Source organism: Bacillus sp. MD-5 (assembly GCF_002201875.1).
Taxonomy (GTDB): domain Bacteria; phylum Bacillota; class Bacilli; order Bacillales; family Bacillaceae; genus Bacillus; species Bacillus stercoris.
Window position 1 is genome coordinate 2557674 of sequence record NZ_CP021911.1, and the last position, 23139, is coordinate 2580812.

The 23139-nt window shown below is 44.3% G+C and carries 24 protein-coding genes; 5 read left to right on the forward strand and 19 right to left on the reverse strand.

The annotated features are described in order from the left end of the window. Window positions 1-5: 5 nt before the first annotated feature. Complete coding sequence (locus CDO84_RS12960; protein ID WP_040082300.1) at window positions 6-1562, forward strand: N-acetylmuramoyl-L-alanine amidase family protein; 1557 nt, start codon at window positions 6-8, stop codon at window positions 1560-1562. A gap of 26 nt (window positions 1563-1588) precedes the next feature. Here CDO84_RS12960 and dtd read toward each other — a convergent pair whose 3' ends face one another. The 8 genes from dtd to comN all read right to left on the reverse strand — a co-directional run bounded on the left by dtd (window position 1589) and on the right by comN (window position 10959). Continuing rightward, window positions 1589-2029, reverse strand: a complete 441-nt coding sequence (gene dtd, locus CDO84_RS12965; protein ID WP_040082299.1) for a D-aminoacyl-tRNA deacylase — start codon at window positions 2027-2029, stop codon at window positions 1589-1591. 12 nt (window positions 2030-2041) lie between these two features. Next, complete coding sequence (relA, locus tag CDO84_RS12970) at window positions 2042-4246, reverse strand: GTP diphosphokinase (protein ID WP_003229747.1); 2205 nt, start codon at window positions 4244-4246, stop codon at window positions 2042-2044. A 168-nt stretch (window positions 4247-4414) separates the two neighbouring features. Then, complete coding sequence (locus CDO84_RS12975) at window positions 4415-4927, reverse strand: adenine phosphoribosyltransferase (protein ID WP_014477521.1); 513 nt, start codon at window positions 4925-4927, stop codon at window positions 4415-4417. A gap of 5 nt (window positions 4928-4932) precedes the next feature. Beyond that, window positions 4933-7293: a single-stranded-DNA-specific exonuclease RecJ gene (gene recJ / locus CDO84_RS12980; protein WP_040082298.1), complete on the reverse strand. Its 2361-nt coding sequence runs from the start codon at window positions 7291-7293 to the stop codon at window positions 4933-4935. A gap of 66 nt (window positions 7294-7359) precedes the next feature. Further along, window positions 7360-7683, reverse strand: coding sequence for a LapA family protein (locus tag CDO84_RS12985; RefSeq protein WP_040082297.1), 324 nt, complete (start codon window positions 7681-7683; stop codon window positions 7360-7362). Between the two features lie 74 nt (window positions 7684-7757). Continuing rightward, window positions 7758-8255, reverse strand: a complete 498-nt coding sequence (locus tag CDO84_RS12990) for a cation:proton antiporter regulatory subunit (RefSeq protein ID WP_040082295.1) — start codon at window positions 8253-8255, stop codon at window positions 7758-7760. 155 nt (window positions 8256-8410) lie between these two features. Then, a complete protein-coding gene (gene secDF, locus CDO84_RS12995) occupies window positions 8411-10624 on the reverse strand; it encodes a protein translocase subunit SecDF (RefSeq protein WP_040082294.1) in 2214 nt (737 codons plus the stop codon). A gap of 38 nt (window positions 10625-10662) precedes the next feature. Beyond that, a complete protein-coding gene (comN, locus tag CDO84_RS13000; RefSeq protein WP_040082293.1) occupies window positions 10663-10959 on the reverse strand; it encodes a post-transcriptional regulator ComN in 297 nt (98 codons plus the stop codon). A 115-nt stretch (window positions 10960-11074) separates the two neighbouring features. Between comN and spoVB the strand changes: the two genes are divergently transcribed. Then, the gene (gene spoVB / locus CDO84_RS13005; RefSeq protein ID WP_040082292.1) at window positions 11075-12631 is read left to right on the forward strand and encodes a stage V sporulation protein B; all 1557 of its coding nucleotides are present in this window, start codon (window positions 11075-11077) and stop codon (window positions 12629-12631) included. 3 nt (window positions 12632-12634) lie between these two features. Here the strand turns inward: spoVB and CDO84_RS13010 are convergent, their stop codons facing one another. Beyond that, window positions 12635-13291, reverse strand: coding sequence for a DUF421 domain-containing protein (locus CDO84_RS13010; RefSeq protein WP_040082291.1), 657 nt, complete (start codon window positions 13289-13291; stop codon window positions 12635-12637). Window positions 13292-13490: 199 nt separating this feature from the next. Here CDO84_RS13010 and CDO84_RS13015 point away from each other — a divergent pair, with 199 nt between their 5' ends. Continuing rightward, window positions 13491-13880 carry a TIGR04086 family membrane protein gene (locus CDO84_RS13015; RefSeq protein ID WP_032728255.1) on the forward strand — a complete coding sequence of 130 codons (390 nt, stop codon included), beginning with the start codon at window positions 13491-13493 and terminating at the stop codon, window positions 13878-13880. 53 nt (window positions 13881-13933) lie between these two features. Here CDO84_RS13015 and yajC read toward each other — a convergent pair whose 3' ends face one another. From yajC to iolG, 9 genes are all read right to left on the reverse strand, one after another. Beyond that, window positions 13934-14200, reverse strand: coding sequence for a preprotein translocase subunit YajC (yajC, locus tag CDO84_RS13020; protein WP_003237527.1), 267 nt, complete (start codon window positions 14198-14200; stop codon window positions 13934-13936). A 37-nt stretch (window positions 14201-14237) separates the two neighbouring features. Next, entirely contained in the window at window positions 14238-15383 is a 1146-nt protein-coding gene (tgt, locus tag CDO84_RS13025) for a tRNA guanosine(34) transglycosylase Tgt (protein WP_040082289.1), read from the reverse strand. A gap of 26 nt (window positions 15384-15409) precedes the next feature. Further along, complete coding sequence (queA, locus tag CDO84_RS13030; protein ID WP_040082288.1) at window positions 15410-16438, reverse strand: tRNA preQ1(34) S-adenosylmethionine ribosyltransferase-isomerase QueA; 1029 nt, start codon at window positions 16436-16438, stop codon at window positions 15410-15412. A 29-nt stretch (window positions 16439-16467) separates the two neighbouring features. After that, window positions 16468-16668 (reverse strand): DUF2905 domain-containing protein, encoded by a 201-nt coding sequence (locus tag CDO84_RS13035; RefSeq protein WP_014664822.1) that lies wholly within the window; start codon window positions 16666-16668, stop codon window positions 16468-16470. Beyond that, a complete protein-coding gene (ruvB, locus tag CDO84_RS13040) occupies window positions 16661-17665 on the reverse strand; it encodes a Holliday junction branch migration DNA helicase RuvB (protein ID WP_040082286.1) in 1005 nt (334 codons plus the stop codon). Before ruvB ends, CDO84_RS13035 begins: the two co-directional genes overlap by 8 nt. A gap of 10 nt (window positions 17666-17675) precedes the next feature. Next, a complete protein-coding gene (gene ruvA, locus CDO84_RS13045; protein ID WP_014664824.1) occupies window positions 17676-18281 on the reverse strand; it encodes a Holliday junction branch migration protein RuvA in 606 nt (201 codons plus the stop codon). A 138-nt stretch (window positions 18282-18419) separates the two neighbouring features. Further along, window positions 18420-18932 carry a sporulation cell-cell signaling protein BofC gene (bofC, locus tag CDO84_RS13050; RefSeq protein ID WP_040082284.1) on the reverse strand — a complete coding sequence of 171 codons (513 nt, stop codon included), beginning with the start codon at window positions 18930-18932 and terminating at the stop codon, window positions 18420-18422. Window positions 18933-18979: 47 nt separating this feature from the next. Then, window positions 18980-20287 carry an MFS transporter gene (locus CDO84_RS13055; protein WP_040082283.1) on the reverse strand — a complete coding sequence of 436 codons (1308 nt, stop codon included), beginning with the start codon at window positions 20285-20287 and terminating at the stop codon, window positions 18980-18982. 70 nt (window positions 20288-20357) lie between these two features. Then, a complete protein-coding gene (gene iolG / locus CDO84_RS13060; RefSeq protein WP_014664827.1) occupies window positions 20358-21383 on the reverse strand; it encodes an inositol 2-dehydrogenase in 1026 nt (341 codons plus the stop codon). A gap of 236 nt (window positions 21384-21619) precedes the next feature. On the opposite strand from iolG, the gene CDO84_RS13065 reads away from it, so the two are divergent. Further along, entirely contained in the window at window positions 21620-22267 is a 648-nt protein-coding gene (locus tag CDO84_RS13065) for a phosphotransferase (RefSeq protein ID WP_014664828.1), read from the forward strand. A gap of 47 nt (window positions 22268-22314) precedes the next feature. Here CDO84_RS13065 and CDO84_RS21435 read toward each other — a convergent pair whose 3' ends face one another. Next, entirely contained in the window at window positions 22315-22434 is a 120-nt protein-coding gene (locus CDO84_RS21435; protein ID WP_014664829.1) for a hypothetical protein, read from the reverse strand. A gap of 201 nt (window positions 22435-22635) precedes the next feature. Between CDO84_RS21435 and CDO84_RS21440 the strand changes: the two genes are divergently transcribed. After that, a complete protein-coding gene (locus CDO84_RS21440) occupies window positions 22636-22962 on the forward strand; it encodes a DUF5412 family protein (protein ID WP_231560773.1) in 327 nt (108 codons plus the stop codon). Window positions 22963-23139: the final 177 nt, after the last annotated feature.

The window sequence follows — 23139 nt, forward strand, 5'->3', positions numbered from 1 at the left end:
ACACAATGAGCAAGAAATACTTTGTCCTTATTGTATGTATTATTTTCACTGGAGCGCTTTTCCCGACTTTTTCATCCGTTACAGCCGCTCAAGGAGAAGCAGTCATCGCAACAGATGAAATGAATGTCAGAAGCGGCCCGGGGCTTAGCTACGGCATTACAGCGGAAGTAAAAAAGGGAGAACGCTATCCCATTTTAAAGGAAGATGGAGACTGGGTGCAGATCCAGCTTGGTTCCGGAGAAAAAGGCTGGGTAGTCTCCTGGCTTATTACAAAGGAAGATCAGGCCAGCACAAGCTCCTCAGGAAGCAGTGACACTGTGACATCAACAGACCCCGATCTGCGGATGAGAACCGGCCCGGGTACTTCATACGAAGTTATCGGCAAATTCCCGCAAGGCAGCCAAGCATCTGTCATTGATAAAGATTCGGGCTGGATCAAGATTTCCTATCAAAATGCCACCGGATGGGTATCATCTGAATATGTCACGTCAGGAGGCAGCAGTTCAGCATCGAATGAGAGTGACCAAACCGAGGATTCCGGTGCGTCAACGACGGGCACAGTCGGTGTTTCTTCACTAAATGTAAGAGCCTCCGCCTCACATGACGCGGCAATTATAACAAAACTTGATCGCGGAACGAAACTGACGGTTCTCAACGAGAAAAATGGCTGGGCTCACATTGAGGTGAATGGGCTGAAAGGCTGGGTTGCAAGCCATTACCTTTTGACTAATTCTGATCCAGCTGAGAATTCGGCAAATGCAGGCAGTTCGTCCCCCGCTAAAAAAGCCTATATTATGTACGGAGGAACGAATCTAAGAAGCGATGCGTCAACATCAGCTTCGATCGTTGAGCGTGCTGCCAAAGGAGATTCATACACCATTACCGGTTCAAAGGGAAACTGGTATGAAATCAAGCTTGATAACGGGCAGACTGCTTATGTAGCCAATTGGGTAGTCCAAACATCTAAAAGCGCAGAAGAAGCAGGTGAACCGCCAGTCTCTGATTCCCCGTCTGGAAACGGCTCTCTCAACAATAAAACGATTATTGTTGACCCGGGACACGGAGGAAAAGACAGCGGAACAATCGGGTATTCGGGGAAATTCGAGAAAAACCTGACGATCAAAACGGCAAAACTGCTCGCCAGCAAACTTAGATCGGCTGGGGCAGATGTGTATGTGACACGTCAGGATGATACCTTTGTCAGCCTGCAGTCACGGGTCTCCACGTCTCACTATCGCAACGCTGACGCCTTTATCAGCATTCACTATGACAGCTATGCGGATACCTCCACAAGAGGCAGTACTGCTTACTACTACAGCCCTGCCAAAGATCAGGAACTCGCATCAGATGTACACTCTGAAGTGGTAAAGCGGTCTTCCATTCCAGACCGCGGCGTATTATTCGGGGATTATTATGTGCTCCGGGAAAACAGACAGCCCGCTATGCTGTATGAGCTGGGATATGTAAGCCATCCGCAGGAAGAAGCCATTGTACATAGCAATTCATACCAAGAAAAAGTAACAGATGGGATCGAAAGCGGATTAGAGAAATACTTCCAATAAAAAAAGCTGCCTCTTGGCAGCTTTTTTTATTTTGAATCCATTATAAGCGTGACCGGTCCGGAATTTGTAAGCTGAACATCCATCATTGCTCCAAACGTTCCGGTCTCTACTTTGATTCCTTTTTCACGAAGCAGGTCATTCCATTTTTCATAAAGGCCTAAAGCTTTATCAGGTTTGGCCGCATTCATGTAGTTCGGCCGGCGCCCTTTTTTCGTATCTCCATAAAGCGTAAATTGTGAGACAGATAAAATTTCTCCTCCTATATCTAAAAGAGACAGATTCATTTTTCCTTCACTGTCATCGAAAATACGGAGATTGACAACTTTATCGGCTAAATAAGCTGCATCCTCTTCTGTGTCATCGTGAGTGATGCCGACCAGCACCATGAGGCCTTGTCCAATTTGGCCGACGACCTCTTCGTCCACTGTAACGCTTGCTTCTGTTACTCGCTGAACAACTAATCTCATTTTCTAACCCCTTTAGTTCATGACGCGGCGCACAGAGTAGATATCTCTAATCTGTTTAATACGCTCGACGACTTTGTGCAAGTGATTGATGTTCTGAATAAAAATCGCCATATGAATGGTTGCCACTTTATTGCGATCCGATTTGCCAGAGACAGATGAAATATTTGTTTTTGTTTCGTTCACTGCCTGAAGCACCTCGTTCAGCAATCCGCGACGGTCGTACCCAAGAATCTCTATCTCAACATTGTATTCCTTGCGCTTTTGAACCTGTGACTCATGTTCCCACTCTACCGGGATCAGCCGCTCTTGGGCTTCATTCGTTTTGACATTCGGACAGTCTTCGCGATGGACCGAAACCCCTCTGCCTTTTGTGATAAAGCCGACAATATCATCACCCGGCACAGGATTGCAGCATTTTGATAAACGGACAAGGAGGTTGTCGATGCCCTTGACGCGAACACCAGCTTCCCGTTTTCTTCCTTGAGGGTATGGCTTAGGTTCCCCAGTGACTTCCTGAACGATCTTTTCCTGTTCTTCCTGATCGCGCTGTTTTCTCTCTTTTTCTGTTAGGCGGTTTGCCACCTGGAGAGCTGTAATGCCGTTGTAGCCGACCGCTGCGTACATATCTTCTTCATTTGAGAAATTAAATTTGTCAGCAACCTTTTGAATATTCTCCGGTGTTAAGACATCCTTCAATTCAAAATCCAGGTTTTTTATTTCTTTTTCGACCAGTTCACGGCCTTTTTCGACATTTTCTTCACGTCGCTGTTTCTTAAAGAATTGACGGATCTTATGCTTCGCTTGGGATGTTTGGGCAAGCTTCACCCAATCCTGGCTCGGACCATAGGAATGCTTAGAAGTGAGAATTTCAACGATATCACCTGTCCGAAGCTTATGGTCAAGCGTAACCATTTTTCCGTTCACTTTGGCACCGATTGTTTTATTGCCGATTTCAGAGTGAATCCGGTAAGAAAAATCAATCGGAACAGAACCGGACGGAAGCTCGATTACATCTCCTTTTGGCGTAAAGACATACACCATGTCAGAAAACAAATCAATTTTGAGCGATTCCATAAATTCTTCTGCATCTGTCGATTCATTTTGAAATTCTAAAATTTCACGGAACCAAGAAAGCTTTTTCTCAAAGGTTGCGCCTTCATTGGCTGCTTTCCCTTCTTTATAAGCCCAGTGAGCCGCAACCCCGTATTCAGCGATTTCATGCATTTCGAAGGTGCGGATCTGCACTTCCAGCGGATCGCCTTTAGGCCCGATAACCGTTGTATGAAGCGATTGATACATATTCGGCTTCGGCATTGCGATATAATCTTTGAATCTGCCGGGCATCGGTTTCCAGCATGTGTGAATGATGCCGAGCACCGCGTAGCAGTCCTTTATGCTATTCACAAGAATACGGACAGCCAGCAAATCGTAAATTTCATTAAATTGCTTATTTTGCAGCACCATTTTTCGATAAATGCTGTAAATATGTTTCGGACGTCCCGAGAAGTCAGCCTTGATATTCACTTCTTCGACACGTTTCTTCACTTCATTGACAACCTCATCGACATAAAGCTCACGTTCTGCGCGTTTCTTCTTCATGAGGTTGACAATTCTGTAATATTGCTGAGGATTCAAATAACGGAGCGCCGTATCTTCCAATTCCCATTTAATTTTTGAAATCCCGAGACGATGCGCCAAAGGAGCAAAAATTTCCAGTGTTTCATTGGAGATTCTTCGCTGTTTTTCTTGAGGCAGATGTTTCAATGTCCGCATATTGTGAAGACGATCCGCCAGCTTGATCAATATGACCCTGATATCTTGAGCCATAGCGACAAACATTTTGCGATGATTTTCCGCCTGCTGTTCCTCTTGAGATTTATATTTAATTTTGCCGAGTTTTGTTACGCCGTCTACAAGCATTGCCACTTCTTCGGAAAATGCTTCTTTCAGGTCATCGAGCGTCACATCTGTATCTTCCACGACATCATGCAAAAATCCGCCCGCAATTGTGGAAGGGTCCATTTCAAGATCGACGAGAATCCCCGCAACCTGAATCGGATGAATAATATATGGCTCGCCCGATTTGCGGTATTGCTCGCGGTGAGCATCTTCAGCGTACAGATATGCTTTTTCGACAAATGCGATATGCTCATCAGATAGATAGCTGCGCGCTTTATCAATAACTTGCTCGGCAGTCAATACTTGTTCGTTCGCCATGGAATCACCTTTTTTAAAATGTAAACTGTATTGTAGTTTATTATCAAGAAAAAAACGAAAGATGTAAAGAGCAGAAGTTCAAATAGCCAAATATTATATAAAATAAATGCAAAACAATAGGAAAAAAGCACCCTGACATGGAGTGCTTTTTTCGTTATGCGATTATCCTTAGTATTTCATTAATGTTAAGATGTCATAATCTTCCAGCTTATCTCTGCCGTCAAGATAAGAAAGCTCGATTAAGAAAGCGATACCAGCAACAACGCCGCCAAGTTCTTCAACAAGTTTGATTGTCGCTTCAATTGTGCCGCCTGTCGCAAGCAGGTCATCTGTAATAAGCACACGCTGACCAGGCTTAATCGCATCTTTGTGGATCGTTAATACGTCTTTTCCGTATTCCAAACCATAATCCACTTTGATTACTTCACGAGGCAATTTGCCTTCTTTGCGGACCGGCGCAAAACCTACGCCAAGCGCGTAAGCAACGGGACAGCCGATAATAAAGCCGCGCGCTTCAGGGCCAACGACCAAATCGATTTGCTTTTCTTTCGCATATTCAACAATTTGATCTGTGGCATAGCGGTATACATCGCCTTTATCCATCAGTGTTGTAATATCTTTAAATTGCACGCCCTCTTTCGGGTAATCCGGTACAATTGTTACGTATTGTTTTAAATCCATCTGTTTTATGTCCTCCTCGTACTTTCATAAGCCTCTGAATCTTGTTTCATCAGCTTATTCAGCCATTCCTTCAGCTCTTCAGCAGAAGAATAATTCAGCTTTTGATCCAGTTCCATCAGCTGCTGTTTCGCCTGATATGTTTGTGAGTCTGTTAAGTCACGTTTCTTTGCTCCGCTCACAACAGACAGCACACCATTCTCTATTTTAACAAAACCGAGATCAAAAAACACCTTTGTCATGAAATTGATTGTTTCAACGGACCAGCCTTTATGTTTTGCAAGCTCTGAACCGTGTTTTTTCACATCAAAAGCGCCTCTTTTCAGCAAGAACGCATAATACCATTTAAAGTGGTCTCTTGCGGGAAAAGTCGATAAAAAGTGGTCCTCATGATTGAGAAAAATAAAATATATCCGCTCAGGCGCCTTTCCTTCCAGCAAACGTGCGAGCATGTCCAACGAAGGCGGCGGATCCAGCAATACAATATATGCACCATCGAGGTCAAACGCCTTTGCTTGATCTTCTGAGCTGATGACCTGCACTTCTTGACGAAGGCCTTCAGTTTGAAGAAGTGTTGTTGAGTCTTCTTTGAAAGAGACAATGGCCCGTTTAGCAGATGGAAGGGCGGAAACTGTATCTTCCCACGTCCGTTTTCCCCTTAAATCAAACAGCTGCCATTCAGAAACAGCGGCATCCTTTATCATAAGCTGCGGTTTTTTCCGATTGTTCCATTCGTTGATTGACATCTCACCGACAATGGAAATTCTTGATCCCGGTACGATGCCTTCTTCGAGCTCACCTTTATTAAAACCGACGCAATCAAGCTGAGACGACTCATTTTTGATCGTCATTTTGACATGAGTTTTATTTGCCCCTATCTTGCGGACATCTTCCAGTACTGCGTTTTCTACGAGAACGTGCGGTTTCGGGTTCAGCATGCCAAAAGGAGAAAGCATGTTCATTTCTGTGATGCTTTCAACTGTAATGTCCTCGACGCTGCAGACAAGGTCGACTTCCTGTACAGGAACAAAATCCTCTTCCGTAAGCGTATTGTCCGCTATTTCATTCAGCCTGCTTCGCAAATTCGGCACATCCTCGGCTTTGAGCGTCATCCCCGCAGCCATTGGATGGCCGCCGAAATGAGGAAGAATATCTCTGCATTCAGAAAGGCTCTCAAATAAATTAAATCCCCTGATGCTTCGGGCCGAACCTTTAGCGATCCCCTTTTCTTCATCAATGCCAAGCACAATAGCAGGGCGATAGAAACGGTCCACAAGCTTTGAGGCCACAATCCCGACGACTCCCGGGTTCCATCCGGCTTTTGCCACGACAATTGCAGTTTGATCGAGCCCTTGCCGTTCAACCATTTCAATCGCTTCATCCGTCATTTTACTGACCATTTTTTGGCGCTCTTTGTTCAGCTGGTCAATTTCTGCGGCAAGCTCTTCCGCTTCAAACGAATCCTCTGACATGAGCAAATGAACAGCTGGGTCCGCCTGTTCGATTCTTCCGACGGCATTCAGCCTTGGAGCGAGCTGAAATCCAACAGTTTCTTCGTTCGCTTCTCCGATGTCTCCGCCTGACAGCTTAATCAGTTCTTTTAAGCCGAGCCGGTTTGTCCGCCGAAGCCTTTCAAGTCCTAGTGTTGCAATTAATCTGTTTTCGTCATGCAGCGGGACAAGGTCAGCAATGGTGCCGATTGCCGCCAGGTCAAGCAGTTCATCCGGAAGTTCACCCAATAAAGCATGGGCCAGCTTAAACGCGACTCCGACCCCTGCAAGCTCTTTAAACGGGTAAGAGCAGCCCGGCTGCTTCGGGTGGACGATCGCATGGACATCCGGAAGCTCCGGTCCCGGTTCGTGATGATCTGTAATGATGACATCCAGTCCGAGTTCTTTTGCCACCTTCGCTTCATGCACAGCGGCAATTCCTGTATCAACCGTAATGATCAAGGAAAAGCCCCGTTCTTTAATCGAACGAAACGCCTGTTCATTAGGTCCATATCCTTCTTTAAAACGGTCAGGTATATAAAAATCAACTTGAGCCGATAGTTTTTGCAGCGTGTGAAGCATCACTGACGTACTGGTAACCCCATCGGCGTCATAATCGCCATATATCATAATCTGTTCTTGTTGTGAAATCGCCTGTTTTATTCGATCTGCCGCTTCTTTCATGCCTTTCATTTCAAAAGGATCATAAAAATCGGCATCCTTTGTATGTAAAAACAGCCTAGCGCTTTCTGCCGTATCAAAGCCTCTTTTTACAAGCAGGGACGCAACAAGAGGTGTTATATGCAATTGTTCTGTGAGTGATTTGACCTTATCCTGATCTGGTCGCTGGATTTCCCATCGCATTTTTGACGCTAACATAAATTCACCCCTCAACCACCCTATTATACTAGAGCAGGCTGAAGGGTTTCAAATAATATTCGAAAACTAGTCTTTTTTCTCAATCATGGCTGAAGCATCCTGTGTGTCGGTCTGATCAGCAAGCTGGGTATCCTCTTGTTTATGGATTGCAGTTCTATTTTCTTTCCGCAGCGTTTTGATTTCCCGCTTTAATTTCATCACCTGAAAAATGCCGACAGAAAATACAATGAGCGCTCCCATTAAAACCGAGCCTAAAATAACAAGAATAAGCGGCCATTCTGACCTGCCAAACAGGTAATCAACTTCTACGGATCGAACATTAATGACTGCAAAAATAGCGACAATTAAGGTAAAAATAAGTGCGAAAATAATGGTCCATTGTTTATTCATTCTCTTTCCCCCAAACTTTTTATTGAGGTAACTTTCCCTATCAAGACTGGTTTTAAACATGGCTTAACACTAGGTTAAGCCATGTTTGCGGTCAATTTTTCCCGGATCAGCCTCTTCAGTCCGCTTCCCTCACCGGACATGACAAGTGTATCGCCTTCATCAATGATTGTTTCAGAGCTCGGATTTAGTTGTTTATCCTGATTCTTCTTAATCATTGCAATGACCGTCACATGATATTCCTGCCCCACATCCAAATCACCAATCGTCTGATGAATGGCAGGCGCTCCCGCTTCTGCTTTACACCACTCTATCATGAAATCATCAAGGGCTGACTCAACCTGTTCTATTGCTTTCGGTTTATATGCCATTCCGCCAAGAATTGCAGAAATCTGCCTTGCTTCAGCGTCATCAAGCTGCATGGAGGCAACACATTCTTCATGGTCGTTTTCGTCAAAATAGTAAAGCTCTCTCCGTCCGTCATGATGAATGATAATTGAAATTTTATCACGGTTTCTAGTAACCATTTCAACTTTTTGTCCTATGCCCGGCAGCTCTGATTCGCGAACCCTCATATATAAACCCTCCTACATATCTGAAGACCAGTCACAAATCCGTTTAACACCATATATATGTTTAAATGTAAGCGTATGTCATTATAGCAAATGCCTGTTTTAAGTTCAATGAAACTTCAAAAAACAGGCTGTCCCGCAGAGGACAGCCTGTTTTTTTATTGTGCCGGATCTTTTTTCAATTCTTTTCCTTTCCATACAAGCCAAATCTGTGCGGCAATGTAGAGAGAGGAATAAACGCCTGTTAACAGCCCGATCAATAAAGCAATTGAGAAGTTAGAAATAGAAGATGCTCCAAAGATCAGCAATGCCACAACAACAATCAAAACAGTTAATACCGTGTTGATTGAACGTGTAAAGGTTTGCTGCAGGCTTAGGTTTACAATATGGTTCAGGTCGGCAAATGTTTTCGGCTTGCGCTTTTTCATATGCTCGCGAATCCTGTCAAATGTAACAATTGTATCGTTAATCGAATACCCGATAATCGTCAAGACGGCCGCAATGAACGTAACATCTACCTCCAGCCTTGTAATACTGAAGAACGTGACGATAAAGAATGCGTCATATAGCAGTGAAGCGATTGCGGCAATCGCCATTTTGTATTCGAATCGGATTGAAACGTAAATGATGATGCCAATAGAAGCTATAGCAACTGCGTACAGCGCATTTCTTGCCAGCTCTTTGCCGACTGTCGGTGAAACTGTGCTGACATTCGGCTCTGTCCCGTATTTGTCTTTAAAGTACGTTTTTACTTTGGCAATCGTTTCTTTATCAGGCACTCCAACAAAACGGGCAACACCGACATTGCTCTTTTCGCCTGACAGAACAACTGTATCAGGGTCCATACCCAGAGATTCAAAATCCTTCTCAACTTGCTCTGTCGTCAGCTTATGGTCACTTTGCACTTCAATCCGTGCACCGCTTGCGAAGTCAATGCCAAGATTCAGCTTGAACACAAGCAGGATAATAATCCCGGCAATCGTGACCGCACTGGAGAAAATAAAGAAATATTTGCGTTTGCTCGTGAAATCCCATTTTTGGAACGGCGTATGCGGCTCTGTATTTTCGTCCGTATCCTGAATATCCATAATATGCTTCTTATTAACGCCAAACCAGCCTTTTTTCCGATCAAGCCATCTGCTTTCCACAAGGAGAGCGAGAAGAAATCTTGATAAGAAAACGGCAGTGATAAAGCTTGTCAAAATCGATAGGATCAGCATTGTCGCAAACCCTTTAACAGAGCTTGTCCCAAAGATAAAGAGCACAACCGCGGCAATAATCGTTGTAATATTCGCGTCAAAAATTGTCGCAAATGACCGTCTGTTTCCTGAACGGAAGGCAGAGCGAACTGACTTGCCTAGCTTAAGCTCTTCTTTAATCCGCTCATAGGTAATGATGTTGGCGTCAACCGCCATCCCTACCCCTAAAATGAGCGCGGCAATCCCCGGAAGCGTAAGTACAGCATTCATCCAGTCAAAGACCTGGAGTGTAATGTAGATATAAACGGATAGCGTAATCACCGCGATAAATCCCGGCAGACGGTAATAGAAAAGCATAAATAAGAAAATAATTGCGATACCGACAATACCGGCAAACACCGTATCATGGAGAGCCTGCTGTCCAAATTGTGCGCCTACTGATGTCGAATACTTTTCAGTCAGTTTCACAGGAAGTGCACCAGCGTTTAAAATGCTGGCTAAATCTTTCGCTTCTTGAACCGTAAATTTCCCTTCTATTGTAACGTCTGTTGTGTTTAATTCTTGACTTACATTTGGAGCTGATACGTATTTAGGGTGCTCTTTTTGAACCTCTTTTTTAAAGGAATCCCCTTTTTCATAATCCATCCAAATGACAAGCTGGTTGTTTGGCGCCATTTTCATGACCTTTTTGGTCACTTCGCCGAATTTATCAGCATCTTTCAGTTTAATGCTGACAATCGGTTCATTTGTTTTGGCGTCATATGTTTGTTTAGCTCCGTTTTCGACGAGGTCGGAGCCATTCAGCAATTCTTTGTCATTCGTATCTCTGAAAGAAAGCTGCGCTTCAGTTGCCAGAATTTCACGCGCCCTGTTTTGGTTTGTCACCCCAGCGAGCTGAACGCGAATCCGGTTATTCCCTTCAATTTGGATGTTCGGTTCGCTGACACCGAGAACATTGGCCCGGCGGTTCAACGCCTCTACTGTGCTGACCAGAACGTCTTTTGTGATTTTGTCACCTTTTTTTACAGGCTGTACATCATACAGCACCTCAAATCCGCCTTGCAAATCCAATCCTAACGTAATATTGTTCGCGGCAGGCTTCGTAAAGTAGCCCAAGCCCGTGCCGATCAATAGAACGAAAAGGAAAAACGCAATCAAGCGTCCTTTTTTCATTATGTATATCCTCCCTTAAACCTGTGCGAATCAATCTGCTATCTCAGCAGTTCTTCCAATGCTTCCTGTCCTTCTTCACTGCCCAGCCAATTAGACGTTTTGAATGACTCAACGGTTGCATAATTCATAAATTCGCCAATTTTCACTGATAAAATATCACTCGCCAGTTCATAAATGCTCAGTTCCGTTTTCTTTTTCCACTTCTTATTTGTTAAGTATGACCACAAACTTTCAAGTTCAACATCATCATACCCGAGAATCTTAAACTCTTCCAGTTTGCTGTAAAGAAACGGCCTGACGTGGTCTTTATATAGATCGGCGGGATGCTTCTCCATGAATTCCACGCTCCTTTTTTATTGTTTTTCATGAAGACTTGTCATGCTTGGACGATATATACGCATATCTTTATTGTATATGATTCCAGGTAGTTTGAGAAGGCAGGGGGTAAAAATGGCGAAACAGACGTTTTTAAAGGGCACTCTTATTCTTATCGCAGCAGGAATGGTTACAAGAATGCTCGGGTTTGTCAACCGGGTGGTAATCGCCCGTTTTATCGGTGAAGAAGGGGTCGGGCTTTACATGATGGCGGCGCCTACCTTTTTCTTGGCCACTACATTAACTCAATTCGGTCTGCCGGTCGCGATCAGCAAGCTTGTCGCTGAAGCCAGTGCGCGCGGAGATCACCAAAAAACGAAAAACATTTTAGTCATGTCTCTGACCATCACGGGAGTGCTCAGCCTCATCTTTACACCGCTGTTTCTATTTTTCGCCCCGGTTATGGCTGAAACGATGCTGACAGATAAGCGAACACTGTACCCGCTTCTGGCCATTACGCCGGTTGTGCCGATTATTGCTATATCGAGTGTGCTGAGGGGGTACTTTCAAGGAAAACAGAATATGAATCCGCTCGCTATGTCACAAGTCCTTGAACAGGTCGTCCGTATTTCACTCGTGGCTGTCTGCACAACGATTTTTCTCCCTTACGGAATTGAATATGCTGCAGCGGGGGCCATGCTTTCCTCAGTAGCAGGTGAGCTAGCATCCCTTCTTTATTTATTTGTTTGCTTTAAGTATAAAAAAACAATTAAAATCAGAAAGCATTTTTTCCAGTCAATTAAAAATGGAAAACAAACCTTTACCCAATTAATGAGCGTATCCCTTCCAACTACCGGGAGCCGCTTTATCGGAAACCTTTCTTGGTTTTTCGAGCCGATTGTCGTCGCTCAAAGCCTTGCCATTGCAGGTGTGGCGACAATTTCCGCAACAAAGCAATACGGTGAACTGACCGGCTTTGCCATGACTCTGCTGACTCTGCCCAGCTTTATTACATATTCTTTGTCGACCGCGCTTGTTCCTGCGATCAGTGAAGGAATGGAGCAGAAAAAATTGCAGGTGGTGGAATACCGCTTGGAACAGGCGATGCGTCTCTGTCTGCTCAGCGGAGGCATTTCAGTTGTTATTTTATTTGTATTTGCGGATGAGCTGATGAGAGTGATGTACGGTTCCTCAAGCGCAGCTGTATTTATAAAAGTGATGGCCCCGTTTTTTCTGCTTTATTATTTCCAAGGCCCACTTCAAGCTGTGCTGCAGGCGCTTAATTTGGCAGGAGCTGCGATGATGAACAGCTTAATCGGAGCGCTTGTCAAAACAGGTCTTATTTTTGTCCTAGCCACAAGGCCGTCTCTTGGCATTATGGGGGCGGCATTGGCCATTGTTACAGGCATGGTGCTCGTCACGCTATTGCATGCAGCAACCGTAAGCAAAGTGCTGCCGATCAGCATTAAAATTAAGGAATACGCACTCAGCTTCGCTGTTATTGTGATTAGCGGATTCATCAGCTCCGCCATCAAACAATATATTCGTTTTGGAGCATCTGAGGCTGTGAATCTCGCTGGATGGATTGCGGTGAGCGCCGCTATTTACATTGCCCTCCTGCTCGTTTTCCGTTTAATTAAAAAAGATGAGCTTCGCCGCATTCCCATTATCGGACGTTTGATCATCCGATAATGGTCACGTACGGTGCCCATCTTTTTCATCAATAAATAATTCTCCATCTGTAAACGAGCAAAATGAAATATCTAAAGGGTCTGTGTACCCGTGTTTTTGCAAATTTCCAAGCAGCCATTGTTTATCTTTACCGATTCTGGACAGGTTTTCGGTTTGAATGGAGCCATCAAGGATGAGCGGCAAATCGAGCTGCTGATGCTCTCCGCTATTTTCTTTCTTTACAACAGTCAGTTTGCCTGACGGCTCTAAAATGGCAAATGATACATCAGCTACTCTGTCGATACTATTTTCTCTGAGCTGAACCATTAAATCATCAAAATTATACCGCTGTGATCTCATGGCGTCTTCGTCAATTTTCCCATATTTAATAATTATGGTCGGCTTACCGTCAAGAAGCTGGCGGACTTTTCGGCTTTTTAAAGATAGGTATGCGAATGTCACTTGAATAACCATTAATACAAGCATTGGCAAAATGGTGTGAAACAAATGATCTTCTACGTTTTCTATGGCCAAAACGGCAATTTCAGCCATCATGATAAAGACAACGAGGTCTAAAATGCTAAGCTCCCCGATCTCCCGTTTGCCCATGAAACGAAAAATGATCAGTATCACAAAATACAATACGATTGTGCGAAACGCAATAGTGAGAAGCTCTTCCATCATGCACCTCCGACTCGTCATAGGATGCAACAAAACGAACAATTTATGTAAGAAAAACCGATTGTATTTCATAAAGCTTTTACGTCTAATTCAAGGGTTAAGGGAATACATTTTTACAAAGACGAGCCATCAGCATGTCTGACGGTTTTGTACAAAAAAAGAATAGAAGCCTTTTAATACAGGCAGAGAGGAGACAATCATGGAGGAAACGAAACAAGTTGGAAAAGGCATTCTTTACGGCTTAATCGCCATATTTTCAGCCATGCTCCTAACAAGTTTAGCGGTTTCACTTTTATTGACCGCAACCTCGCTGGAAGAGTCATCATTTAACTGGCTGATCACCGCTATCTCATTTCTCTCTTTATTTATCGGCGGATTCATTTCAGGCGGGAAAGGCAAGGAAAGAGGCTGGATGATTGGCGCATTGACCGCCTTAAGTTTTTCTCTGATTATCTTATTGTTTCAGTATTTAGGATTTGGAAAGACATTTACGGCAGAACAGCTGCTCTTCCATCTGGGGTTTTTAGGGGTGTGCATGCTGGGCGGGATTTTCGGCGTAAACATAAGGGGAAACAGGTCTTCCACATAAAAAAGAGCGGGCTCACCCGCTCTTTTTTTGTTTGCTATGTATAGCTCCTGCTGTTATTCAGCAGCAGAAACTTCTCTGATCGCGCGGCGGTCGAACGTAAGACGTGTGTTTTCACCAGTCTTAATTACGACTTTGCTCTCATCGATAGAGTCAACAGTACCGTGCAATCCCCCGATTGTCACTACTGAATCGCCTTTTTTCAGTTCCTCCTGCATTTGGCGTACAGCCTTTTGCTGCTTTTGCTGAGGACGAATCAGCAAGAAGTAAAGGACCGCAAACATTAAAATAATAGGAACCAATGTGCCTAAAGTGCCAGTCATCATTTTCACCCCTTTCTGTAAGCCTGTTATTGTTTATTTAGAAGCTTTTCGCATTTGGCTTGTTATAGCCGTAACGCTCAAAGAACTCTTCTCTGAAATCACCCAGACGATCCTCGCGAATGGCCTGTCTTACCTGCTCCATTAAGTGTAACAGAAAATGAAGGTTATGGTAAGTTGTTAATCGAAGGCCAAATGTTTCATTGCAGCGAATCAAGTGCCTAATATACGCGCGAGTGTAGTTTTTACATGTATAGCAATCACACTCTTCATCAATCGGACGGAAATCTCTTTCGAATTTCGCATTTTTCATATTGAGTCGTCCTTCAGCTGTAAACACTGTGCCATTTCTTGCAATCCGAGTAGGCAGCACACAGTCAAACATATCGACCCCGCGGATTGCTCCGTCGATCAGCGCGTCCGGAGAACCGACTCCCATCAAATATCTCGGTTTATCCTTCGGCAAGAGCGGTGTTGTAAACTCGAGTACACGGTTCATCACATCCTTCGGTTCACCGACAGACAATCCGCCTATAGCATATCCCGGAAAATCAAGGGAAATCAAGTCCTTCGCACTTTGTGTGCGCAGATCTTCATATTCTCCGCCTTGGACAATACCAAACAGCCCTTGTTCATCCTGACGGTTGTGAGCATTCAGACAGCGTTCCGCCCAGCGGCTTGTCCGCTCAACTGACCGTTTCATGTAATCGTACTCTGCCGGGTATGGCGGGCATTCGTCAAACGCCATCATAATATCGGAGCCGAGTGCGTTTTGGATCTCCATCGCTTTTTCCGGAGATAAAAACAGCTTGTCCCCATTTAGGTGGTTGCGAAAATGGACGCCCTCTTCCTCTATATTACGAAACTTGCTTAAAGAAAAGACCTGAAAACCGCCTGAATCTGTTAAAATGGCGCGGTCCCAGTTCATAAACTTATGAAGCCCGCCCGCTTCTTTGACAATATCGTGACCCGGACGCAGCCATAGATGATAGGTATTGCTTAAAATGATGCCCGCATCCATTGCTTTCAGCTCTTCAGGCGCCATTGTTTTGACTGTCGCCAGTGTACCGACCGGCATAAAAACCGGCGTTTCAAAGGAGCCGTGAGGCGTATACACTTTGCCCAGCCGCGCTCCTGTTTGTTTGCATTCTTTTATAAATTCATAGCGTATTGGTTGTTCAGCCACTTTTAATGAGGCCTCCTGTTCTCAAATTAGATAATCAGCATCGCGTCTCCGAAGCTGAAGAAACGGTATTCCTCTTCCACCGCATGGTTATAGGCACGCAGAATGTTTTCTCTTCCAGCAAGCGCGCTTACCAGCATAATCAATGACGATTTCGGCAAATGGAAGTTTGTAATCATTCCGTCAATGGCTTTAAATTCATAGCCTGGATAAATAAAAATAGATGTCCAGCCGCTCGATGCTTTAAATTGCCCGTCATGTTCCCCGGCAATCGTTTCAAGCGTGCGTGTCGAGGTCGTGCCGACAGAAATGATCCTGCCGCCATTTTCTCTTACTTTGTTTAAAGCCGCAGCCGTTTCTTCCGACATTTGATAAAACTCTGCATGCATATTATGCTCTTCCACTTCATCGGCACTCACAGGGCGAAATGTTCCAAGGCCAACGTGGAGTGTGATGAACTCAATTTGCACGCCTTTATCTTTCAGCTGCTGTAAAATTTCTTCCGTGAAGTGAAGGCCTGCTGTAGGCGCAGCGGCAGAGCCGATTTCTTTTGAATACACGGTCTGGTAGCGCTCTTTGTCATCAAGCTGTTCTTTGATATATGGCGGAAGCGGCATCTCTCCAAGGGATTCCAGCACCTCGTAGAAAATACCGTCATATTGAAATTCCATTTTTCTGCCGCCGTGCTCCAGCTCTTCCGTGCAAACTGCCTTCAATCTTCCGTCTCCAAATGTGACAACGGTTCCTTTTTTCACCCGTTTCGCCGGTTTGACAAGTGTTTCCCATTTATCGCCGGTTTCTTGTTTCAGCAAAAGAAGCTCCACTTTCGCACCGGTATCCTCTTTTGTGCCGAATAACCGCGCAGGCAGCACACGGGTATTGTTCAGCACAAGACAATCTCCTTCGTTAAAAAAGCTGATAATGTGTTTAAACGAGCTGTCAGTCAGCTCTCCTGTATGTTTATCAAGCACCATCAGCCTTGAAGCATCGCGTTCCTCCAACGGTACTTGTGCAATTAAACGTTCCGGTAGTTCAAAATCAAATAAATCGACTTTCATGATAACTTCACCTTTATTCTAGTCTTTTGTTATTTCATTCTGCCGAAAAGATTAAGCAAAATTGATAATACCACACTTATGATAATACAAGTGACAACCGGGAAGAAAAACGTGACATTTCCTTTTTTTACAAAAATATCTCCCGGCAGCTTGCCGACAAAATGTAAAACTGCTCCGATAATAAGCAAAACAGCTCCAAGAATCATCATGATCTTAGGAAACTCAGTCATATCGGGGAGCCTCCATTTGGAAATGTTGATAAACGGCCGGTGTCACGATCCTTCCACGCGGCGTTCTTTGGATAAATCCAATTTGCAGCAGATATGGTTCATATACGTCTTCAATCGTATGCGATTCCTCGCCGATCGTAGCGGAAATCGTATCAAGGCCCACTGGCCCGCCGTTAAATTTTTCGATCATGCCCATCAACAGCTTATGATCAATATGATCTAAACCGAGACGGTCAACCTGAAGCCGCTCCAGCGCATCCTGAGAAATGTCTTCCGTAATCCGGCTGTCACCTAGGACTTGGGCGAAATCGCGCACCCTTCTCAGCAGGCGGTTCGCCACGCGCGGCGTACCTCTAGATCTCCTTGCAATTTCAAGAGCAGACGGTTTATCAATCTCAACCTCAAATACATCCGCAGTTCTCGTAACAATATCGGCCAGTTCTTCTTGTGTATAGTACTCAAGGCGTGACATGACGCCGAATCTGTCTCTTAAAGGAGCCGTCAATAGCCCTACCCTCGTCGTAGCTCCCACCAGCGTAAACGGCGGCAGGTCAAGCCGCACTGAGCGGGCAGAAGGGCCTTTGCCGATCACAATATCCAGGCAAAAGTCTTCCATTGCAGGATAAAGCACCTCTTCAATCGATCTGTGCAGCCTATGTATTTCATCAATAAATAATACATCTCCCGGTTCAAGCGCCGTTAATATAGCAGCCAAATCACCAGGCCTTTCAATCGCAGGCCCTGATGTCGTCCGCAATTCCACTCCCATTTCATTTGCAACAATGGAAGCCAGCGTTGTTTTTCCAAGTCCGGGCGGTCCGTACAGAAGAACATGATCCAGCGTCTCCTGTCTCATTTTCGCCGCATCTATAAACACGCGTAAATTTTCTTTCACCTTATGCTGTCCGATATACTGTGCCAGATTTTGCGGCCTCAGGCTTTGCTCTATCACTGATTCATGGTTGTCTGCTTCACTTGAGACGAGCCGTTCATCCATGAACATCACCTTACTTTAATAGTTTTTGTAATGCTTTTTTCACATATTGGTCTGTTGTCAGCCCAATTTCTTCTTTAAGGTGAGGAAGCACCTTTTTGATTTCTTTTTCAGCATATCCGAGAACCCTGAGGGCTTCAAGTGCTTCTTCGAGAGCCGTTTCCGCTGTTTGCTTTTCAAGCCTTTCTTCATGATTAAACAGATTTTCAATCATTTCAGGCACAACATCTGCCAGCTTTCCTTTTAAATCTAGAATAATCTGGCGTGCGGTTTTCTTTCCTACTCCAGGAAACTTGACTAAAAAAGCTTCATCCTCATTTTCAATTGCTTGGATGACCGCTCCCGGATCACCCGAGCCCAAGATGGCAAGTGCTCCTTTCGGCCCAATTCCGGTCACGTTTAACAGCTTTGTAAAGAGCGCCTTCTCCTCTCTCGTTGAAAAACCGTAAAGCGAAAAGGCATCCTCTCTGATATGATGATATGTAAAAATCGTTTCTTGGTTTCTCTCCTTATATATAAACGGATTCGGCGTAAAAATCTGATAGCCGATGCCTCCGTTCTCTATGACGATATATTGGGGAGATACATAATCAATCGTCCCTTTAACAAATTCAATCACGCACATTCACCTCTTTGACTGTTCTTCATTGTACCATAAAAACAGCCAAAGTCTTATAGAAAAGTTAACATACGTTCGCTTCTCTCTCATTCTTTCACGAAAAAAAAGACATGAATACATGTCTTCAATCAGATGACGTTACCCGCTGTATGTCTTAATATGTTCGATGACATCCTCAAACTCCGCTTTTGTCCGAAATGGAATGCCTTTCAACAGATTTTTTTGCATGTGGCTTTCCAGCCTTTCTAAATCAATTTGAAAAAAAGACTGAATGGGTTCGGAAGCTGGCTCAGGCCGCCCATGAAAAGTGGAAATCACTCCATTATCCGATACACCGATATACCCGTTCACTTTGCTGAGCGGAGAAATATCGTCCATTTGCTTCCGGAAGAGCACATATCCCTTTTTTTGTTCCACAAGCGTCCATCCGGCATAAGCCGCCCAAAAATCATCCATGGAAAGCACTTTTTCACGCTTATGCTCAATGCTGACATCGCCGTCCAAATACACCTTTTCAAGCTGCACATGTACTTGCAGCGGTTCATAATGCTCCACTTCCGCGCCAAGCGCGCGGGAAGGAGCGCCTATTTGAAATACTGCGGCTGAGCAAAGAATGCCCAGTAAAAGATACGCCGTGCTGAATCGTTTCACCCTCTACACCTCTTTGCACACGTTTATGATTAGTTTGACCAAAGAGGCTACTGCTTAACCGTTTTATCAAAATTTGTCTGCACATTTTCCCTGATAAACCGTTCCTCCGTATACACCTCTGTTCCTTGCTCAGGAATTGTCAAGAATTGCGTCAGAAAAGCACTGAAAAAATACAATGCCGCAAAGATCCAAATTACGCCGCCTGCACCGAGCGGTCCAATGAAAAGGCTCACGATACCCGGCGCGATAAACGCACACAAACCAGATCCCAAATTCAACACTGACATGGCAGCGCCTTTATTATCAGGCGCAAGCGTTGGCAAAAGAGCGCTTAATGGAACGTAGCCGGCTAATGCCGCGCCGTAGCAGCAGGCGATCATCATCATCACCCAATACTGATGCCCGATCAGCTGAGGCGTGTAATAAAGCGCCAGCGTAAAAATGCCGCATCCGACACCGCCAAACCACATGACTGTATTGCGCCAGCCAAGTTTATCTCCAACTGCGCCAAAAATAAGATTAAACACAATATTCACAAAAAACAGCGTCCCCCAAATTTGCAGCCATTCCGAAACCGAATACCCGTAATGTGCTAAATAAGTCGGAAGAAAGATGGCAAACCCAAATTGTCCTATTGCATTAATCGTTTTGACCACTCCGCCGATGCCGACCTTAGGGTTTTCAAACATAATTGTAAATGCCTTCGACAGTTCTTTCCATTTCGGCTGATCTTGTTTTTTTGCTGGGGTAAATTTATCTTTGTTAAAAAATAAGGCCAGAAATCCGCCTGCCGCCACAAACAGCAATGCACTCCAAAGCGTATTGATTTCTCCAAAGGCAGGAACCGCATAGCTGGAATAGAACGGGCCGAGTACGTTAAGGCCGCACGTAAACATAAACCAAAACCAGCCGACAGCTTTTCCGAGAATTTTTTGAGAGGTGCTGTATGATACCCACACGAGAAAAGAGTATGCAAACAGCGGATATCCCAAGCCTCTAAGGGCATAGCTGCCTAAGAGAGCCGGATAATACATATGAGGAATCGCCCAGCCGATAAAAGCGGCCGAACCGAGGATAAACGCAAGCAATCCGATCGTCATCGTTTTTCTCGGCCCCCACGTTTGCACAAACGTTCCTGAAAGCCAAGCCGAGATGGTGACAGCAATGCCGTACATGGTAAATAACGATGCGGATTGCTGCATACTGAGACCATGATCCACGAGAAAAGGAGACAGCCAGCCTTGTTCGAGGCCGTCTCCAACCATAAAGATGACAACGCCAATATAACCCCAAACCATGTGAGAAGGAATTCCGATTTTGTTCAAAACATTTCCTTTAGCATGTACTGTATTCATTTTCTCCACCGCCTACTTAAAGTATCAATGGAGTATATACCCAAGCTTGCGGAATTGTAATCCTTTTTGATTAAAAAGCGATTTTTTCAGTGTGCTCAATACTGACAGGCATGCCAAAAGCAAGCGATTGCTGTGCTGCTCTGGCAATTCGTTCGGCCTGTAAACCGTCATTGCCGGTGCAGGCAGTCTCCTGATTTGTGCCGATCGCTTCTGCAAAACGGAGAATCTCCTCCTCATACGCATCCTTATAGCGTTCAAGGAAAAAGAAATGCGGTTTATCCTTCATCACAAAATCAGCGGTTGACACTTCAACCGTCGTCGGCCTGCTATTGTCCGCCGCTGCAGAGCCTTTCGTCCCGAAAACTTCTACCCGCTGGTCATATCCGTACACTGCTTGGCGGCTGTTATCAATCACGGCCATGGCACCGTTTTCAAAAGTCAGCGTAATAACAGCTGTATCAATATCCCCAAGCTCCGCAAAAGAAGGATTCACCAGAGCCGCCCCTTTTGCATACACTTCTGTCACTTCGCTTCCCATAATATATCTGGCCATATCAAAATCATGGATTGACATATCCATAAACAAGCCGCCTGACATACGGACATAATCTATATTCGGGGGTTCTGGGTCCCGAGACGTGATTTTTAATAAGTGAGGTGTACCGATTTCACCATTTTCAACAACTGTTTTGATTTTCTTAAAATGAGGATCAAAGCGGCGGTTAAAACCGACTTGAAGTGTTACTCCATGTTTCCGGACGGCCGCAAGCGCTTCTCTTGTTTCATCTAGAGAGAAACTAACTGGCTTCTCACAAAAAATATGCTTTTTCGCTTCGGCTGCTTCTCTGATCATCTGAGCATGTACGGCTGTAGGTGAGCAAATAAAAACAGCATCAATTTCAGGATCATGTAATAAATCACGATAATCAGAAGTTATGTATTCAATCTGATGACTGTCGGCCCAGCTTTTTATACGGCTCGCCTGAATATCAGAGATTGCTTTTAATTTCATGTGAGGAATCCGGCTTATATTTTGAACATGAAGTTTGCCGATGCGGCCTGCACCGATAATCCCTGTCACAATCTGTTTTGTCATCGCATGTTCCCCCTTGAATATTCACGAAAGCGCTTTATTTAAAATTAATACTATCCCATTTGTAAGCGCTTTTCAAGAATGGAAATAAACGCTCTATGTCTCTTTTATCACAATTTATGCTTATAAGTAGCCTTCTTCTCCAAGACCAGATACACTAGAATTAGGCTCTTTTTCCTGAACAGTTTATGATTTTCCTATAAACGACTGCATAAAATAGAGCAAAGAAGGTGAATGAAATGCTGACAAAAGCAGAGGAACTGGCCCATTCAGTCATATACCGCAAAAACAGCAGATTTGATAAAGTCAAAGAGAAATCCGAGGAATTAACACTAATCGGCAAGGGTAGAAGCGCCTATGTGTTTGCCTTAACAGAAGGCGGCCGGAAAATGGCGCTGAAAGTATTTTTTCCGGAGTATCAAGCGACAGCAGTCAAAGAAGCCGCGATCTATGAAAAATTAGCCGGGTCCGCATTCTATCCTGACATTTACGAAACTGGCGATTCATTTATTCTTATGGAATATATTAAAGGTGAAACCTTTTATAACTGTCTGAAGAAAGGCATTGCAATCAGTGATAACATGATTCAGCAGGTTGAAGAAGCGCTTTCTGACGCCCGGGCAGCCGGACTGAACCCGTCAGACATTCATTTGCGGAATCTGATATTGACAGAAACCGGAGCGGTGCGGGTGATTGATGTTGCGAGATTTGAGCAGACAAAAACATGCACGCAGTGGGACGACTTAAAATCAGCATATCATTCACTCTACAAAAAACCGATATTCCCCAAAAAGATTCCGGGTTTTTGGCTGGAGATCATCGCATTTTTATATAAGAAAGATTGGTTTCAAAGGCATTTCGCACAGCGGAAAAGAAAGTATTCTTAAATCAAAAAGGCAGCCGCTTGTGTGGCTGCCTTTGTTCTGTATGTTTACTATCTTACGGTAGAAATCAGTTTCATTTGTTCAGGCGACAACTTAATTCGATAGCCTCTCACAGTTAAGTAGACCGCTTCTGAGTCCTTCTCTCCGGAATGACAATACGTTTTCTTCATTTTCTGTCTCCCCTCACCCTTATTGGTTTTATTTCATCATATCATTGCTTTATTGAGTTAATTTTAAAGAAATGTAAAGATCATATGAATCCGATATATGGTAAAATGAGAGAAAAAAAGGGAGAGAGTCACATCAAGACACGCAGTAAAGTCCCGTTGATGTTTATGCTGCTGGTATTCTTTAGCGGCGCCGTTTATTGGATGTTATTTTCACTAAAAAACGTTCCGAAAGGAAACCTCGTCCAATCGGTTGAATCGCCTGACGGCAGCTATACGTTAAACACTTACGTATCCGAAAACACCTTAAGCTTAGATGCGGCCAGAGGTGAACTTGTAAATGAAAAAACACTTGTTAAGAGAACAATCTATTGGAATTATCCGGACAGCCGTCCAGCAGTGACATGGATCAATCACAACACAGTGAAAATCGGCAATCAGACATTACACCTCGATACTGATGAAACGTATGATTGGCGAAAAGATGATCATTGGATCCGTGAAGAACCGCCTCAGGCACAAGTGAGGTGACGATACATGAATAAGATAAACAAGCAATTGTGATCGCTTGTTCTTTTATATACGGATTGACTGAACTAGGCTAATTGTTGCAAGAATTTTATAACAAATGCCCTAAGTCGGCCTCTGCAGAAAAACGCAGCGTAATCGATACGCCGCGTTTTTTCTTTTTTCCTTCCTCTTCTTATT